The 17,773-nt window shown below is 59.6% G+C and carries 14 protein-coding genes and 1 tRNA gene; 12 read left to right on the top strand and 3 right to left on the bottom strand.

The window, feature by feature from the left end; translation table 11 throughout:
- The first annotated feature begins 10 nt into the window (after positions 1-10).
- The 9 genes from DevBK_RS05590 (at position 11) to DevBK_RS05550 (ending at position 10,138) form a co-directional block, all read left to right on the top strand.
- A complete protein-coding gene (locus DevBK_RS05590) occupies positions 11-793 on the top strand; it encodes an ATP-binding cassette domain-containing protein (protein ID WP_317184750.1) in 783 nt (260 codons plus the stop codon).
- A gap of 44 nt (positions 794-837) precedes the next feature.
- Positions 838-1,515, top strand: a complete 678-nt coding sequence (locus tag DevBK_RS05585) for a DUF1345 domain-containing protein (protein ID WP_317184749.1) — start codon at positions 838-840, stop codon at positions 1,513-1,515.
- 99 nt (positions 1,516-1,614) lie between these two features.
- A tRNA-Cys gene (locus DevBK_RS05580) sits at positions 1,615-1,688 on the top strand.
- Positions 1,689-1,828: 140 nt separating this feature from the next.
- The gene (locus DevBK_RS05575) at positions 1,829-2,452 is read left to right on the top strand and encodes a protein-L-isoaspartate O-methyltransferase (RefSeq protein WP_317184748.1); all 624 of its coding nucleotides are present in this window, start codon (positions 1,829-1,831) and stop codon (positions 2,450-2,452) included.
- A 133-nt stretch (positions 2,453-2,585) separates the two neighbouring features.
- Positions 2,586-3,938: a TolC family outer membrane protein gene (locus DevBK_RS05570; protein ID WP_317184747.1), complete on the top strand. Its 1,353-nt coding sequence runs from the start codon at positions 2,586-2,588 to the stop codon at positions 3,936-3,938.
- A 183-nt stretch (positions 3,939-4,121) separates the two neighbouring features.
- Positions 4,122-4,973: a DUF2497 domain-containing protein gene (locus tag DevBK_RS05565; RefSeq protein ID WP_317184746.1), complete on the top strand. Its 852-nt coding sequence runs from the start codon at positions 4,122-4,124 to the stop codon at positions 4,971-4,973.
- Between the two features lie 131 nt (positions 4,974-5,104).
- Entirely contained in the window at positions 5,105-7,858 is a 2,754-nt protein-coding gene (locus tag DevBK_RS05560) for a valine--tRNA ligase (RefSeq protein ID WP_317184745.1), read from the top strand.
- Positions 7,859-7,865: 7 nt separating this feature from the next.
- Complete coding sequence (locus DevBK_RS05555; RefSeq protein WP_317184744.1) at positions 7,866-8,873, top strand: CorA family divalent cation transporter; 1,008 nt, start codon at positions 7,866-7,868, stop codon at positions 8,871-8,873.
- Between the two features lie 455 nt (positions 8,874-9,328).
- On the top strand, positions 9,329-10,138 hold the full coding sequence (locus DevBK_RS05550; RefSeq protein ID WP_317184743.1) for a tetratricopeptide repeat protein: 810 nt from the start codon (positions 9,329-9,331) through the stop codon (positions 10,136-10,138).
- 36 nt (positions 10,139-10,174) lie between these two features.
- Here DevBK_RS05550 and DevBK_RS05545 read toward each other — a convergent pair whose 3' ends face one another.
- The 3 genes from DevBK_RS05545 to DevBK_RS05535 all read right to left on the bottom strand — a co-directional run bounded on the left by DevBK_RS05545 (position 10,175) and on the right by DevBK_RS05535 (position 15,363).
- Positions 10,175-12,319 carry an SPOR domain-containing protein gene (locus tag DevBK_RS05545; RefSeq protein ID WP_317184742.1) on the bottom strand — a complete coding sequence of 715 codons (2,145 nt, stop codon included), beginning with the start codon at positions 12,317-12,319 and terminating at the stop codon, positions 10,175-10,177.
- A gap of 74 nt (positions 12,320-12,393) precedes the next feature.
- On the bottom strand, positions 12,394-14,139 hold the full coding sequence (argS, locus tag DevBK_RS05540) for an arginine--tRNA ligase (RefSeq protein WP_317184741.1): 1,746 nt from the start codon (positions 14,137-14,139) through the stop codon (positions 12,394-12,396).
- Positions 14,140-14,169: 30 nt separating this feature from the next.
- Positions 14,170-15,363, bottom strand: a complete 1,194-nt coding sequence (locus DevBK_RS05535; RefSeq protein ID WP_317184740.1) for a deoxyguanosinetriphosphate triphosphohydrolase — start codon at positions 15,361-15,363, stop codon at positions 14,170-14,172.
- A gap of 85 nt (positions 15,364-15,448) precedes the next feature.
- Between DevBK_RS05535 and DevBK_RS05530 the strand changes: the two genes are divergently transcribed.
- The 3 genes from DevBK_RS05530 (at position 15,449) to xth (ending at position 17,767) form a co-directional block, all read left to right on the top strand.
- Positions 15,449-15,802, top strand: coding sequence for an iron-sulfur cluster assembly accessory protein (locus tag DevBK_RS05530; protein WP_317184739.1), 354 nt, complete (start codon positions 15,449-15,451; stop codon positions 15,800-15,802).
- Positions 15,803-15,868: 66 nt separating this feature from the next.
- Entirely contained in the window at positions 15,869-16,963 is a 1,095-nt protein-coding gene (locus DevBK_RS05525) for a serine hydrolase domain-containing protein (protein WP_317184738.1), read from the top strand.
- Positions 16,964-16,987: 24 nt separating this feature from the next.
- Entirely contained in the window at positions 16,988-17,767 is a 780-nt protein-coding gene (xth, locus tag DevBK_RS05520; protein ID WP_317184737.1) for an exodeoxyribonuclease III, read from the top strand.
- Positions 17,768-17,773: the final 6 nt, after the last annotated feature.

Here is a 17,773-nt window from a genome sequence, read left to right as displayed (position 1 = left end):
AGCGCAGACTATGCTGGATAAAAGCGCACCCCTGGTCGAAATGACGGATATTTCGATCGCCTTCGGCGGCATCAAGGCCGTTGACCATGCGTCTATCACACTTCACCGCGGAGAGGTCGTTAGCCTCTTGGGCCACAATGGCGCGGGCAAATCGACACTGATCAAGATCCTTGCAGGCGCCTATAAGCGTGACGGCGGCGAGATCCGGATCAATGGCGAACCGGCAAGCATCAACAATCCCCGCGATGCCAAAGGCTACGGAATCGAGACGGTCTACCAGCAGTTGGCGGTGGCCGATAATGTCGATGCTGCAGCCAATCTGTTTTTGGGCCGCGAGATGGTCACGTCGCTCGGGACGCTCGACGACGCCGCAATGGAATCGCGCGCTCGGGAAGTCATGGGCCGGCTTAACCCCAACTTTCAGCGGTTCAAGGAGCCGGTCCGGGCGCTTTCTGGTGGGCAACGCCAATCGGTAGCCATCGCTCGCGCCATCCTTTTCAATGCGCGCATTCTCGTCATGGACGAACCCACGGCCTCGCTCGGCCCGCAGGAAACGGCTCAGGTTGGCGATCTCATCAAGCAACTCAAGGCTGATGGCATCGGGATCTTTCTCATCAGCCACGATATCCATGACGTCTTCGATCTGGCGGACCGGGTCGTTGTCATGAAAAACGGTCAGGTGGTTGGCGAGGCGCGCACCAGTGATGTCACCAAGGACGAAGTGCTGGGGATGATTATCATGGGTACTGTACCGCCTGGTGCGCGGCTAGGGCCCGGAGCCATCCGCGGCTGATCGCGTTGCCTCGCGAGGATCGGCATTGAGGGCAGGGGGACGGGATGGAATATAAGGGCTTGCGCGGCGCCGCCTTGGCGCGGGTTATGCCGCGCCATGCGCCATTCTATTTTGGCCTCGCGATTGGCGCCATCGGCTTGGCGATATCGCTGCTGTTCTTTCCAAAATACGCGGTAAGCGTTGGCGCCAATTGCTTCTTCGCGGCCTATCTGGTGCTGACGCTGATCAAGTTACCGCATTTGACTGCAACTTACCTGCAGAAGCACGCGCGAGACGAGGATACGCCTGGATTTGGCCTCCTTCTTATTGTCCTCATCGTTATCATCGCCTCAGTCGTTTCGCTCTTCCTTGCGTTGAATCAGGACGGCGGCCCTGAGGCGGCCGAGATCGTCGCCAGCGTGGGATCAGTGGTTCTTGGCTGGTTCACCGTGCAGGTGATGGGGGCCCTCCACTACGCCTATGAATATTATCAGGCGCCAGATACCGAGAATGGCTCAGACATCGAGGGCGGGCTTCAGTTTCCCGGTGACGAAAAGCCTGATGGCATCGCCTTTCTCTATTTCTCTTTTACGGTCGGGACTTCGGTCGCAACGTCGGACACCAAGGTCACGACCAATGAAATGCGCAAACGGGTGATGACTCATCTGGTGTTCGCGCACTTCTATAACACCGTGCTGCTGGCGGCTGCCGTCAACGTCATGCTGGGCTCGGGCGGGGGCTGAACCCATGAAGAGTCCGTTTGCCAATTCCATGAGAAAAAAAGTCGGATAGCGACAATACTGTTGCATCGACCCGACAGGTCAAATAGGTACTGCGACGAAGGCCGCGTGGCGGAGTGGTTACGCAGCGGATTGCAAATCCGTGCACTCCGGTTCGATTCCGGACGCGGCCTCCATTATCCAAACATGTTCAGAACTGCTCCGAAACGCTTGACCGCGTTCGGCTTCAGCTTGCTAGTTCGCTGGCGGGTGGATATTCACGTCCGGCATATGACACTATGGGCAAGTGCCAATGGACGACTACCGAAGCGCCAGGATGGCAATGATCGACAGCCAGCTCCGCGCGAGTGGCGTGATGGATCGTGGTATCCTTTCGGCTATGGCCGAACTGCCGCGCGAGTTGTTCGTCGCCGAACATCGTCGGCCAGTCGCTTATGTCGATGACGTCCAGCCACTGGCGCATGGCCGCTTCCTGTTGTCCCCCTCGCAATTCGCGCGCATCGCGCAGCTTGCCAAGATCGCTCCGACCGACCGCGTGCTCGATGTCGGCACGGCGAGCGGATATTCCGCAGCCATCCTGGCGCGTCAGGCGCGCGAAGTGGTTGCAGCCGAGCATGTCGAGCAATTGGGCGAGTTGGCACGAAAAAATCTTGAGACGCTTGGCGTCAGCAATGTCTCTTTGGTGTCTACCGACGATGCACTCGCCACGTCCGGCCAGTTTGACGCCATCATTGTCGAAGGCGCCCTTGACGGCGAGCGCGGCGACCTGCTCAAACTCCTTGCCCCGAATGGTCGCCTTGTCGCTCCAATCTTGAAGCGCGGCGTTGCTGTCGTTGGCACATATTCGAGAGGCGACAGAGGCGTAATGTTTACGTCAGCCTTCGATGCGACAATGCCGCGCCTGCGGAATGACGTCGTCGACGACGAATTCAGGTTCTAGCGCGCCCGATGTTGCGAATCCGCCACGTCGGCAAAAGAAGCATGCGTTAATAAATGGTTTGCATGGCAATGGTTGGTTGTAGACCCGAAATGCCGCGCGTATGGGTAATTGGGTCGAAGGCGGGGTACCTGAAGTGAAAAAGTTCGTAACAGCGGGCGCGGTCGCTATTCTGCTGACCTTGGGTGCGAGTGGCGCTGCTCGCGCGCAGTCGATAACCGATGCGCTGACAGCAGCTTACAATCACGCGCCAGACCTGCAGTCAGCCTTGCTCGCTGCCAAGGCCTCGGCAGAAGACATTGTGCGTGCCAAATCGGGCAAGCTGCCAACGATTGGGGCGTCTGTTGCCGGGTCCAATAGCTGGAGCCTCGTGGGCGGTCAGTTTACGACGGGCAACCAGATTACGACTGGTGTTTCCTACAACCAGACGATCTTTGACAATTTCCAGACCGAAGCCGAGATCGAAGCGGCACGCGCAGCGGCCGAACTTTCGGAATATCAGATCCGCAATTCCGAGCAGACCGTGCTTCTTGCAGTGGTCCAGGCCTATATGGACGTGCTGAGCGGCCGACAGCTCGTCGCCTTGCGCCAGGACAATATCAACTTCTTCCAGGCGCAGTCGCAGTCGTCGCAAGACCGCCTCGATGTGGGTGAAGGCACCCGTATCGACGTGGCTCAGGCTCAGGCGCGCCTTGCCCAGGGGCAGGCTGCATACCGCGCCGCCCAGAGTAGTCTTGAGGTCAGCCAGGCGACATTCCAGCGTCTCGTCGGCGTACGTCCCCAGCAGCTCAACTCGTCGCACAATTTTGCCCGTTTGATCCCTTCGAGCCTCGACGCTGCTCTTGCAGAAGCTGAGGTTGGGCATCCGGCCATCATGATGTCCAAGGCGGCCATCCGCGCAGCGCAGGCTGGCAGCGATGCCGCCGAAGCTGCCTTCGGGCCGACGGCATCGATCAATGGCCAGGTAGGCAGCCGCTGGACCAATGGCGGACCGACCGATGGCTTCAGTGGCTCGCTCGGCTTCCAGGTGACCGTGCCGATCTATGCTGGCGGCGCAATCGGCGCAGGTGTTCGCAAGGCTAATCTCAACCAGATCAAATCTGAAGTCGACGCGATGTCGACCTATGATCAGGTTCGCGAGGCCGTTATTTCGGCTTGGGCCGGCATCCAGGCCGCCGATGCGCAAATCCAGGCAGCGCAAGCTGCTTCGCAGGCCGGCAACACTGTGCTCGAAGGCACGATCCAGGAGCGCGACCTCGGCACCAGCACAACGCTCGATGTGCTCAATTCCCAGGCCGAGCTGACGACCGCCAAGGAAAGCCTGATCAACGCGCAGACCCAGAAGGTTATTGCGACTTTCTCGCTGCTCTCGGCCATGGGCCGTCTGACGGCGCAAGATCTGGGCCTGCCGGTCGAAGTGAAGTCTGCCGTCAACTATACCCAGTCCGTCGAGGACGTTTGGCAGGAACTCCGCACCGTCGCAGAGTGACTGCTGAAAAATCCAGTTCTTGTGGCCGGGCAGGTCCCGGCCACAACTTTTTGTGGATCACCGCGGAACTGGCAGCCTAGTGATTCCTTCCTCTTCTATAACGCGTTAAGGTATGCGTAACGAATCGGAGGGGCGGCTTGCGGAAGTCTCTCTTGAGGGTCGAGCGTAAGTTGAGAGGCACTTATGAATAAGCCGGCTGCCAAAGAACCATCCATGGATGAAATCCTGTCTTCCATCCGGCAGATCATTGCCGACGATGATGACAGTGCGGCTCCGCGTCGTCCTTCGCTGCAGATCGCGCCCGATCCGATGGAAGCCATGTCCTTCTCCGGCGTGCCGAGCGATGACGATGGCGAACCTCTCGAGCTTTCATCGGCACAGATCGTCGCGGAAAATGATGATGCTGGCGCCGACATGGGCTTCGAAGCCCTTTTGGCTGACGCTCAAGCACAGACTGCTGAAAGCGCGCCAGCACTGGTCGTGCCCGATGACATTAGCTTTTCCCCGGCCGATAGCGCTTCAAGCGTGAATGAGCCTGACTCAAACGTCGCCGAACTGCCGAGCTTTGATCCGATCTCGTTCGGCGTCGAAGAAGAGCGCGCACCAGAGCCAGAATTCGCGCCCGAACCAGAATTTGTACCTGAACCAGAAGTTGAGGCCACCTCCGTGCTTTCTGCTGTCAGCAATGAAGAAGACCACTCGATCATCGATACGCCGGCTGAGGCTCCTGCCTATACCCGTCCGTCGATCGCTTCCATTTCGCCAATGCCGGATCGCCAGTTGAGCGCCGATATCGCCGAAGGCCTTCTTGAAACCACGACCAAGGCCGCCGTTCGCAGTTCGATCGGCAAGCTTGGCGCGGCAGGCCTGGGCACGATCGCTTCGCCAGCATTGGGCAATGGTGGATTGACCATCGAGGCTATGGTGCGCGAATTGCTGCGCCCCATGCTCAAGGAATGGCTGGATGAAAATCTACCGGCGGTTGTCGAGCGCATGGTCGAAAAGGAAATCGCCCGCGTTGCACGCGGCGATTGATCGAACCGGACCTCACCTGCGCTTTTAATCAATCGCGCAGTTGACCCTGGGACGCGCTTTTGCTTGAAGTTTCCAACCCTTTTGGGGCCCGCCATGTTCAGCTTGGCGGGTCTATCTGTTGTGAGTGACCTATGCTTGAAAAGACCTACGAGCCCGCCGCAGTGGAAAGCCGCATTTACGATGCCTGGCTGGACGCAAAGGCATTTGCGGCAGGAGCAGGGGCCAAGCCAGGCGCGGAAACGTTCACGATCGTTATTCCGCCGCCCAATGTCACCGGCTCGCTCCATATCGGACACGCGCTCAACAACACGATCCAGGATATTCTGGTTCGCTTCAATCGCATGCTGAAAAAGGACGTGCTCTGGCAGCCAGGCACGGACCATGCCGGCATCGCCACCCAGATGATCGTCGAGCGCCAGCTCGCTGAAAAGCAGATGAGCCGTCGCGACATGGGACGCGAGAAGTTCATCGAGCGCGTTTGGGAGTGGAAGGGCGAGAGCGGCGGCACGATCATGAACCAGCTCAAGCGCCTTGGCGCTTCGGCTGATTTTTCGCGTGAACGCTTCACCATGGGTGAAAATGGTGCGGCAGATGACCAGATGGTTCGCGCCGTCACCAAAGTATTCGTTGAGCTACATAAGCGCGGTCTGATCTACCGGGCCAAACGGCTGGTGAACTGGCATCCGGGCCTCGAGACTGCAATCTCGGATCTTGAAGTCGAAAATATCGAAATCAAGGGCCATATGTGGCACCTGCGCTATCCGCTGGCCGATGGGGTAACCTACCAGTTCCCGATCAAGGACGAAGAGGGCAACGTCACTGGCGAAGAAACGCGCGACTATATTATCGTTGCGACGACCCGGCCGGAAACCATGCTCGGCGACGTTGCCGTAGCAGTGCATCCGGAAGACGAGCGCTATCAGGGATTGATCGGCAAGTTCATCGAACTGCCACTAGTTGGCCGCCGAATTCCTGTCGTTGCCGATGAATATGCCGATCCCACGCTCGGCACGGGTGCTGTAAAAATCACGCCGGCGCATGACTTCAACGACTTCGAAGTTGGTGTGCGCGCCGGAGTCGAGCCGATCAACGTCTTTACGACGCGTGGCGCTATTGTCGAAGATGACATCGTGCCGGCAAAATATCGCGGCATGGACCGTTTCGATGCGCGTAAAGCCATTGTGGCCGATCTTGCGGCTTTGGCTGAAGACAACCCGATCCGCGGGCTCGACCATATCGAAGACAAGAAGATAATGGTGCCGCATGACGAGAAGAGCAAACTCGTCGTCATCGAGCCGTTCCTGACGGACCAGTGGTGGGTCAAGGCTGATGTGCTGGCCCAGCCGGCACTTGCGTCGGTGCGCGAAGGCCGCACCAAATTTGTGCCGCAGCAATACGAAAACACCTATTTTGCCTGGCTCGAAAACATCAAGCCTTGGTGCATTTCGCGCCAGCTTTGGTGGGGTCACCAGATCCCAGCCTGGTATGGCCCTGACAATGAAGCCTTCGTCGCTTCTAGCGAAGAGGAAGCCAAAGCGGCTGCCGAAAAGCACTATGGCAAGCCGGTCGAACTGACCCGCGATCCAGACGTGCTCGACACCTGGTTCTCCTCCGCGCTCTGGCCGTTTTCGACGCTCGGCTGGCCGGACGAAACGGCCGAGCTCAAGCGCTATTATCCGACGGATGTGCTCGTCACCGGCTTTGACATCATCTTCTTCTGGGTGGCCCGCATGATGATGATGGGCCTTGAATTCCTCGACGAAGAGCCGTTCCACACCGTCTACATGCATGCCTTGGTCCGCGACGAGAAGGGCCAGAAGATGAGCAAGACCAAGGGGAACGTCATCGATCCTCTCAAGCTCGTTGACGAATATGGTGCTGACGCCACGCGCTTCACGCTCGCTGCCATGGCCGCGCAGGGGCGTGACCTCAAGCTTGCTATCAGCCGGGTTGAGGGTTACCGCAATTTCGTGACCAAGCTCTGGAATGCGGCGCGCTTCCTTGAGATGAATGAGTGCCGCCGCGTCGAGGGCTATGATCCCAAGGCAAACACGCTTCCGCTCAATCGCTGGATAGTCGGCGCTACGGTTCGTGCTCTTGCGACAGTTCGCGCTGGCATCGAGGACTACAAGTTCAACGAAGCAGCGAACTCGGCTTATGATTTTGTCTGGGGCACGTTTTGCGATTGGTATGTCGAATTCGCCAAGCCCGTGTTCAACGGCGAGGACGAGGCGGCCAAGGCAGAAACACGCGCGTCCGCCGCTTGGGCGCTTGATCAGATCCTGATCATGCTTCACCCGATGATGCCCTTCGTCACCGAGGAGCTCTGGGCAGAAACGGGCAAGTTTGGCACGCCGCGGGAGAATCTGCTTATCCTGACCGAATGGCCAGCTTATGAGGGTCTCGAAGATGCTGCGGCCGATGAAGATCTCGCCTGGCTTATTGAGGTCATTTCAAATGTCCGTTCGGTACGCGCAGAAATGAACGTGCCGGCGAGCGCCAAGCTGCAGCTTGTCGTCAGCGGCGCCAAGGAAGCAACGCTGGGCCGGCTCGTGGCTAGCACGTCGCTGATCACGCGACTGGCCCGTCTCGAAGAGATTTCGCCACAGAACGATGTTCCGGGCGAGTCAGCGCAGTTCGTAGTGGGCGAGGCGACCTTCGCGCTGCCGCTTGCTGGCGTTATCGACATCGGGGCTGAAAAAACGCGCCTTGAGAAGGAAGTCACCAAACTCGACGGCGAAATCACCGGCGTCGACAAAAAGCTCGGGAACGAGCAGTTCGTCGCCAAGGCGCCCGAAGAGGTGATCGAAGAGCAGAAGGCCCGTCGCGAGGCAGCGGTCGACCGCCGTACTCGCATCCTCGAAGCGCTGAAGCGTCTGAGCTGAGGCCATCATGACAGATGAAGCGCCGTCCCCGGCTCCCATGGCCACAACAGCCGGATTGTTGGGCGCAGGGACGGTGCTGATTTTCGATGGCAAGGGCGGCGTCAGGCGTCACACGTCGGAAGAAGATCTGCCGAAAGCGCCACTGCGCGGCTTCGTGCTGATCGCGGGTAATTCACGGGCGCCCGAATTCCGTGTGTGGATGAAGGGCGAACTCGGCGACTTTCATGCCGATCTGCTGTCGGCGCCAAGCACACGGGCTCGCTGCACGGTTGTGGGCGATAAGGCACTCGTGGTGATCCGCGTCGCACGCCCAGGCGCCGAGCCAGATGATATGGGGCGACAATTGATGTCGCTGCTGATCGAAAAGGGCCGCGTGACGATCGCGTCCGAATTGAATGTCGCGGACTTCCTTGGCCTGCCGAAATGGGAGAGCTCGCACCATGCGCCTGTGTCGCCTGCCGATCTCGTCGCCCGGCTCGGGCTGAGGGCCGCGGACCGGTTAGAGCCCCTGGTCGAGATGCTCGGCGATAGGCTGGATAGTATCGAGGAATCGCTGATCATCGAGAACACCTCGACGGCGCAATCGCGGTTGAGCCACCTGCGGCGCACGATGATCAGCTTCCGTCGCATGGTCTGGCCCCTCCGCGATACGTTGAACACGCTTGAAATCGAAGACCTGAGCTTCTTCTCAGCAAGAGACCGGCTGCGCCTCCGCGAGGCTTCTGCACGTTCAGCCCGTCTGGGCGATGAGTTGCAGGCTATGTCTGAGCGCGCCGTGCTGGTCCATGAGCAGATCATCGATGCGCGGGCAGAGCAGATGAACCGTACCATGCTAATTCTTGCAGCGGTCACCGTCGTCTTCATGCCACTGACGCTCGTCACCGGTGTGCTGGGCATGAATGTCAGCGGCATTCCGATGGCTAATGATCCGGAAGCGTTCTGGTATGTGTGCGGCGGACTGATCTGCTTCTCGATCGCGATCGTCGTCTGGATGCGCAAACGCCGCTGGCTCTGATCTCTGTGTGACGAAATCGCAACAACGGTTTTGATTCACGCCATCACGCCACGCCATCAATAAATTGGCGATATTTCCTGCCACATTGTCAGCTTAAACGGGGTGCTCAAGCATTCGGGGGCGGGTGTGGCAGATTTTGGTGGAGGTGCTTTTTCGCGCCTTCAAGTCTGCCTGATCGTTCCCGAAGCGCTGCTAGTGGCGTGATCCGCCTAGATGGTGAAGACGTGCGTGCATTGACGAATGACAAGCGTGCTGGAGAACAAGAAGCCGAACTATTCGGTGGCATGTTCGACTCCGTGAACACGTTCGCTCAAATGCTGCCGCAATGCGGATTTACCAATCCTTCATACATTGCTTTTCACCGTCGGGCTTGCGGTTCAAGCTCTTTGCCAGGCGCGGCATTGCCGCTGCCTGAAATAGCAGACGCGCGCCTACTGGCGCGCAAAAGGAGTAAAATGCGGAAATCGCCGGCGTTCCATCTGGCATCCGCGGTCACCGGTCTTGCGCTCTCCGTTCTGGCGCTGGCCATTCCCGCTCAGGCTCAAACTGCTGCCGACGCGGCGCTCGACCTCGCCAATATGCTGGACGGGGCAGGGGGCGGTGTGTCTGGCGATGCCTATCTCTCGGCGCTTGAAGATGCCGCCGAAGCCGGTCAGCCCATGGCCATGTGGCAGCTTGGGACCATGTATGAAAATGGCGAAGGCGTCGCCAAGGATCCGGTCAAGGCTTTTGGCTATTTTGCCCAGATCGCCAATCAGCATGCGGATGCCGCTCCACGTGGCGTCGAGTCCGATATTGTGGCGCAGTCCTTCGTGAAAATGGGCGACTATTATCGTCAGGGTCTGCCCGATGCCGGCATTCCCGCCGACATCGAACGTTCACATGCGCTGCTTTTGCATGCTGCGACTTATTTCGGTGACGCCGATGCGCAGTACCGCGTCGGCCTGCTTTACCTTCAGGACGAGGGCTTTGGCGTCAATCCGCTCCAGAGTGCTCGTTGGTTTTCCCTAGCGGCCCGCAAGGGTCACTGCCTCGCCCAGGCGCGACTGGGTGACATGCTCTTCAACGGCATGGACGGGATCGAAGCCCAACCCATCGAAGGGCTGATGTGGCTCAATATCTCGCACGAGCGCTGCCTGGGCACTGTCGATCAGGCCCAGGTCGATGAACTGTTGAACCGGGCGGCCTCGATCGCACGGCCGGAAGACCGCGACAGTGCAGCGGCATTGGCGCAGTCGATTGCGCCCCAATTCGCTAATTTCTGAATTTGCTGCTGAGCAGAGCGGCGGCGCTAAACTCTCTTAGAGAGTGTAGCAGTCGCCGCCGCTGGCTTTGACGTTCGAGCAGATCGCGTTGGCACTCTGCAACGAATTTGCCGGCACGCGCACGCGATAGAAGATGCCGCGCTCGCCGAGATCAACTCGCTGAACCTCGAGGCTGGCACCGTTGAACATCGCGCCAAAGCGGGACGCGATGTTTTGGGCGCTTTGGCGTGCAGCTTCTTCGCTGCGCTGCGATGACAACTGAACATAGGCTGGCGCCGCAGCGCCCGTTGCCGTGGTGATCGCTGGCGTTGACGCTGTGGCCGTTGCCGGGGCCGGCGTTTGCGCAGGCGCAACGGTCGGAAAGGTTGCCGTCTGCGTCTGCTGAACGGGTGTTGCCGCAAGAGGCGCAGCAGCGGACGCAGCGTTCTGCGTCGGCAAGTTGCTCGGTCGCGCCAGAGGCACCGGCGCGGTCTTGCCAGCTATTGGGTTGCCAGCGAGATCAACGGCCTGAACAGTCGAACCAGGTTGCACAGGCGTCACTGCCGGTATTTCTGGTACGGCAGGCGTTTGAGCCGCAGCCGGGGTGCTTGCTGCAGCATCGGCGTTTGCGATCATGTCGGGCGTCGAGAAATCTGCCCCAGGAACATCAGGAACCGTCGGCCGATCGACTGGCAACATGGCTGAACCGGCGAGGCTGTCGCCACCGCTGACGATCGTGCCGTCCGGCCGTACGGTAACGGTGCGCACCTTTCGGTTCACGAGACCTTCGGCGTTGACATCATCAGCTGCAACTTGCGTTACGGCATCGACATCAGACTGATCGCGGGAAACGATCTGCTCACTGGCTGCGGTATTGGCGCCGGAAATTTCATTGAAGACCACGGACTGATTGGCATCTGCCGTATCTGTCGCCGGTGCCGGCACTTCCTTGATGGGCGTCGTATCCGCAGCCACGATTGGCGCAGGACCATCCGGCGTGCTCGTGCCCAAGCCGAGCACGGTGTAGAGACCAACCGCCGCAACTGCGAGCAGAAGCGTTGCCACCAACGGACCGGCCAGCGACCGAGTCATGCCCAGAATGCGGCGGCGTGGTGCCTTCGTAATGGGCTCGGCATCTTCGTCGTCAGGGAGGCGCGCTGAAATAACAGGTTCAACCCATTCCACACGTGCACCGCTGGTTGCAGCGGCGGCAAGAATGGCTTCTTCGATAGACGACACCTTGGTCGGCTGCACCGGAACGGCGGCAGCGGCAGGTTCGGCCTTCGGAATTGTCGGCGTTGCAAGGCTACGCAGGGCAGGGCTCGGCGCAGCGGGCCGCTGGTGGGCACGCGCTGCAGGGCCAATCAGCCGTTCGATTTCCTCGAGCGGATCGGGCAGCGGTTGTGCTTTGTGATGGGGTGGCGGCACGAACATTTCGTGGCTGAGGTCGAACTGAGCCAGCTTCACATCCGGCACTACCGGCTCGGCAGCCTCGACATGCGCTTCGGTTTTACCGGCAGGCGTGGAGCCAAGACCGAAAACGGGAGGAATGCCGAAGGAATCAACTTCACTCGGAAAATTCTCGCGCGGCACTTCGTCTGTCACGTCGAGCTCGACCAGTGGCTCTTCAAAGGTCGGTTCGGCGATGGCTTCAGGCTCTTCCGGAACGGAGAGCTCGGCAGCGATAAGATCGGCGAGGCTATCCTGATCGAGCGCCGGCATAGGCTCGGCGATAGCAGGCGCACTATCGGTCTCTGCCTCTGGCGTATGGGCCTCGGCTGGTTCCGGACGTGTCACGACAGGTTCAACAAAGGCGGATGCCTGCGGCATCACAGGTACGACCGGTTCATTGCGAACGGGCTCTGCCTGGCGGGGCTCAAAAGAGAAAGCGGGTGGCTCTTTGCGCTCAAGCGTTCCCGCAGGAGCGACCGGGCGCTGGGAGCGATCTTCCTGCATTGCCCGTGGCTCAGGCGTCGTCGCACTAGGGCCGGGAATGCGGATGCCGCGATTGTCGGCCTGCGTCTCAACCGAAAGCGCTGGCTTGACCGGAGCTTCGGCACCAGGGATACGAATGGGCTTGGCCGGAGGCGCAACTGGCTTGTCCGACTGTGCATCCTCGGCCATCAACCGAGCCAGCTCAGCGATCAGGTCGTCCGCGCTATCTGTCTGTCCTGCCATGAGTTTCGGCTTCGCTGTCGTCATTTGCCAGCGTCCCTAATAGCTGCAAATCCTTCTGTTGAGGATTTGCGGCGAGTTTCCACACCAATGCGCCCGAATTATGAAAGTTCTTCGGGGGCTGAGACGCCTAGAATTCCTAGGCCATTGCGCACAACCTGGCGTACGGCATCCACAAGTGCGAGTCGAGCCAATGTCAGCTTTGGATCGGCTGAGTTAACAAACCGCAAAGATGGGTCATCATTGCCCTTGGCCCAGAAGCCATGGAAGGCCGCGGCAAGGTCATGGACATAGAACGCAATCCGGTGCGGCTCGTGCGCAACAGCGGCAGCGGCGACGGTTCTCGGCCATGCAGCGAGAAGACGGATCAATTCGAGGTCAGCCGCCGAGGTCAGGACGTCGACGTCGGCAGAAGCGAGCGCTTCGGCGTCGGTCTTGAGATCAGGCATTTCGCTCTGGATCTTCCGGAAAATCGAGCAGGCGCGAGCATGCGCATACTGCACGTAGAAGACCGGATTGTCGCGCGTCTGTTCTTTGACCAGAGCAAAGTCAAAATCCATCGACGCGTCGTTGCGGCGGAAAAGCAGCATGAAGCGCGTCGCATCGGCCCCGACTTCATCGACGACGTCTGCAAGGGTGACGAGGTCGCCCGAGCGCTTCGACATCTTGAACGGCTCGCCGTTCTTGAGGAGACGGACGAGTTGGCAGATGCGCACGTCGATATCGGCTTCGCCATGGGATACGGCCTTAACCGCAGCCGAAAGACGCTTCACATAGCCCGAATGGTCGGCACCGAGCACGTTGACCATGTGCTTGAAGCCGCGAAGATATTTATTGCGGTGATAGGCGATATCGGCGGCAAAGTAGGTGAAGCTGCCGTCTGATTTGATCAGGGCGCGATCGGTGTCGTCGCCATAGTCCTTGGCCCGGAACAGAGTTTGCTCGCGATCTTCCCACTCTTCCGGCGCCTTGCCCTTTGGCGGGTCGAGCCGACCCTGATAGACCATTCCCTGTTCGCGCAGCCATTCGAGCGTGGTGTCGATATCGCCGCCCTGGCCGTGAAGCGTGCGTTCAGAGAAGAAGACGTCGTGATGGATGTTGAGCTGGGCCAGATCGGCCTTGATCAAATCCATCATCGCGGCCAGCGCTGCCTCGCGCGCGATAAGAACGGCTTCCTGCTCGGGCTTTTCGAGAAGCTTATTGCCATACTCGGCAGCCAGCGCTTGGCCCACTGGAATGAGATAATCGCCCGGATAGAAGCCGGATGGAATCTCGATGGTTTCACCCAGGCATTCGCGATAGCGCAGCAGTGCGGATTGACCGAGAATGATTGTCTGGCCGCCGGTGTCGTTGATGTAATATTCGCGCGTTACGTCGTAGCCAGAATAGGCCATGAGTGATGCCAGCGCGTCGCCAAAGACGGCGCCACGCGTGTGGCCCACATGCATGGGGCCCGTCGGGTTGGCCGAGACATACTCGACATTTACACGTTCGCCCTTGCCGAGATCGGTGCGACCATAGTTTTCGCGTTCAGCGCCGATCGACTTTAGCACCTTGTGCAGGATCGGCGTTGCGAGACGGAAATTGATGAAGCCAGGACCAGCGACCTCTACCGAGGTTACGTCCGCATCAGACTTGAAACGCTCGACAAGCGCAGCAGCCACTTCGCGTGGATTCTTCCCAAGCGGCTTGGCAACAACCATGGCGGCATTGGTCGAAAGATCGCCATGGGCTGGGTCTCGCGGGGGCTCCACCACAACGCGCGTCAGCAGATCGGTCCCGAGCTCGGGATGATCGGCAAGCAGGGCCTCAGTGACCCGGGTGGTGAAGAGTGCAAAAATATCCATGACAAACCCGCTGGAAATGCTGCGTGGCGGTTAGCGGAATTCCGGACGAGCGTCAAACAAGCGCTGGTACTCGTCAAGAGCATAGGGGTCGGTCATCCCGGCTATAAAGTCGGCGACGATCCGCGCGCGGTCGGTTGTGGAACTGGCCGAAGCTGACGCGATACCCCATCTGCCGGGCATGACGTCACTTTCCATATAGGCCGCAAACAGGCGCTCGACCACGCTTTCACTCTCGCGAACCGGGCGCATGACGGCTTCGTCGCGATAGACGCGGTTAAAGAGAACCTCTTTCAGTCCACGCTCTGCGGCCGCAGTCTCCTCAGAAAACGTAACGAGAGTTTTACCGGCCATGCGCACATCCTCGGCCGATTCCACGCCTGCCGACTCGAGGTTGAGCGCACTTTGGCGGATCACGTCTTCGATGGCGCGGGTGATCATCCTGCGCTGAACCTCGTGCGTCTGGCGCTTGGGGCCGACCTTTGGATAGAGGCTTTCCACCTCTAAAACGATCGGACCGGCCATCGGGGCGTCTTCGAAATCAGTCAGTTTGACGAGACCAGCGCGCAACGCGTCGTCAATGTCATGGGCATTGTAAGCGATATCATCCGAAATGGCCGCGACCTGCGCTTCGAGCGAGGCATGGCTCGACAGGCGAAGTTCGGTAATAGCGGGGATGTCATTGATGCCAGCGGGCAAGCCCTCTGCGATATATCGACCAACCGGTTGCCCGGCAGAATCCACCATCGGCCCATTGTGCTTGAGGATGCCCTCTAGCGTTTCCCAAGTGAGATTAAGACCATCGTGCTCGGCATAGCGATTTTCGAGCTGCGTCACGACGCGGAGCGCCTGGACGTTGTGGTCGAATCCGCCATAGGGCGCCATGGCCCGATGCAGGGCACGTTCCCCCGCGTGACCGAACGGGGTATGGCCGAGGTCGTGGCTGAGCGCGAGCGCTTCCGCCAAGTCCTCGTTAAGCCGCAGGGCGCGGGCGATGGAGCGGGCGATTTGGCTGACTTCGAGCGTATGAGTCAGCCGGTTGCGAAAGTGACGGCCTTCGTGATGGAGAAAGACCTGGGTCTTGTGCTGCAAGCGCCGGAAGGCCGTCGAGTGGATGATGCGATCGCGATCGCGCTGGAATTCGGAGCGCGTCGGGCTAGGCCCAGCGCCATAAAGGCGGCCGAGAGAATCTTCCGGTTTGCTGGCATAGGGAGCCGTTTCGCTCATCTTTTCGTTCTGCTCTTTGCATCGACGCTTGCTGCGCCTATCTTATGCGTTGCGTTATGACATTACGATCGTATCGGAAACTTCCATGACTGCCGTTGCCACCGCCCAAACTGCCTCCGTGACATTGTCTGATCGCGCTGCCAAGCGCGTTTCGCGAATTCTGTCCAAGGAGCCCGCCGGAACCGTTTTGCGCGTCTCCGTCGCCGGCGGCGGCTGTTCTGGCTTTCAGTACGAATATAATCTGGTTCAGGAAACAGCAGGCGAGGACGATTTGGTTCTGAGCAAGGGCGACGCAACCGTGCTGATCGATTCCATGAGCCTTGAATTCATGGGCGGCTCGGAAATCGACTTCGTCGATGATCTGGTTGGCCAGTCATTCCAGATCAAAAACCCCAATGCCGTCGCATCTTGCGGCTGCGGAACCAGCTTTGCCGTTTGACGTCCCTGCAGCCTCGTTTATCCTTATCCGTCCGAAACATAAGAAGACGGAAGAGGGTAGGGCGGAATGGACAGGACAGAAGTCGATAGGGTGATCGATGCAGCAGTGACCGGCAAGAAGCTGGTTGGCACCGTAGTTATGGCAGCGATCGATGGGGAGATCGTTTACTCTCGCGCCGCTGGTCTTGCAGACCGCGAAGAATCAGAGCCGATGCGCGAAGACACGATCTTCCGCGCGGCCTCGCTGACCAAGCCGCTAGTCGCCGCAACAATTCTCGCCATGACCGATCGAGGCCTGCTCAAGGTTACGGACCCGGTTTCGGACTATCTTCCCTATTTCACGCCGGCGCTGCCGGACGGCACACGGCCTGTTATCACGCTCAAGCATTTGCTGACGCACACCGCCGGTCTCACTTACGACTATTCCAAGGACCCGCGGATCAGTCCCGGCCTGACGGACACGACGACAAGCCTTGATGGCGTGCTGCGCCTGATCGCGGAGCAACCGCTGAATTACGCGCCGGGTACATCCTGGCTTTACTCAATGGCGATCGACGTTCTCGGCGGGGTCGCTGCGGCGGTTCACGGGACCGATTTGGCTACCGCAGTAGCGCATTATGTGACCGGGCCGCTTGGCATGAAGGATACCGCGTTCCATCTTGATAGCGGCGAGCGCCTGGCCGTGCCCTATGCCGATGGCGAGACCGAGCCGGTGCGGATGAGCGATCCGCACGCTGCCAAGAACCCATGGAATGCTGTCACGACTTTTTCGCCCAAGCGGATTTTCAACGCGCAGGCATTTCAGTCTGGCGGTGGCGGCATGGCGACGACCGCGCCGGATTATATACGCTTCCTGATGGCCGTGACGCAGGGTGGTGCGCCCATTCTAGAGGCCGAGACGACCCGGGCGGCGCTGCAAGATCAGATGGGTTACGAGCGTGACCCTGGCCAAGCATTCAGCTTCTTTGGCAGCTATACCGTCGATCCGGCGCGCGCCAATTTGCCTTGGACAGCGGGCACCAACAATTGGGGCGGTATCTACGGCCATGTTTGGTTGATAGAGCCGAGCCGCAAAATATGTTCGGTGTCGCTAACCAATACGGCTTTCTATGGCGGCGAGCTTGAGTATCCGCTGCGGCTGCGCCAAGCTATCCACGCCTGAGACCCGAGCGGAAAGACTGCCCTGATGCGTATGGCCACCTGGAATATCAACGGCATCAAAGCCCGCCTTGAGCTGCTGCTGAAGTGGCTCGATGAGGAACAGCCCGACATCGTCGGTCTGCAGGAAATCAAGACAGTCGACGAGGGCTTTCCCTCGGCCGAAATCGAGGCCCTGGGCTACAATGTCGTGACCCATGGCCAGAAGAGCTGGAACGGGGTGGCGTTGCTCTCGAAACTGCCGTTCGACGAGGTGACGCGCGGTCTGCCCGGAGACGACGCGGATGAACAATCGCGCTTGATCGAGGCAGTCTTCTCGGTCGAAGGCGGCGTCGTGCGGGTCTGCAACATCTATCTCCCCAACGGGAATTCGGTCGATACCGAGAAGTTTCCTTACAAACTGCGGTGGATGGATCGGCTCAATGCCTATGTCGCTGATCGCCTGACGCTCGAAGAGCCGTTCGTGCTGATGGGGGATTTCAACCTGATTCCGGCGCCGATCGACGCGCATGACCCACAGGCCTGGTGGGGCGATGCGCTCTACCGGCCGGAAAGTCTCGAACGATTCCGCGTGTTGAAGAACATGGGCATGACGGACGCGTTGCGGGCGATGACTGCCGAGCAGACCTTCACGTTCTGGGATTTCCAGGCGGGCGCCTGGCGCCGCAATGCTGGCATCCGCATCGACCACCTGATGCTTTCGCCGCAGGCGACGGATCGGCTCGATGGCGTCACGGTCCACAAGGACGTGCGCGGCTGGGACAAGCCGAGCGATCACGTGCCTGTGGAAGGCCAGTTCAGCTTCTGATTCCGT

The organism is Devosia sp. BK, from assembly GCF_032907385.1.
Lineage (GTDB): Bacteria > Pseudomonadota > Alphaproteobacteria > Rhizobiales > Devosiaceae > Devosia.
Note: the sequence above shows the minus strand (reverse complement) of the source record. Positions and strands in the feature narration are given on the sequence as shown.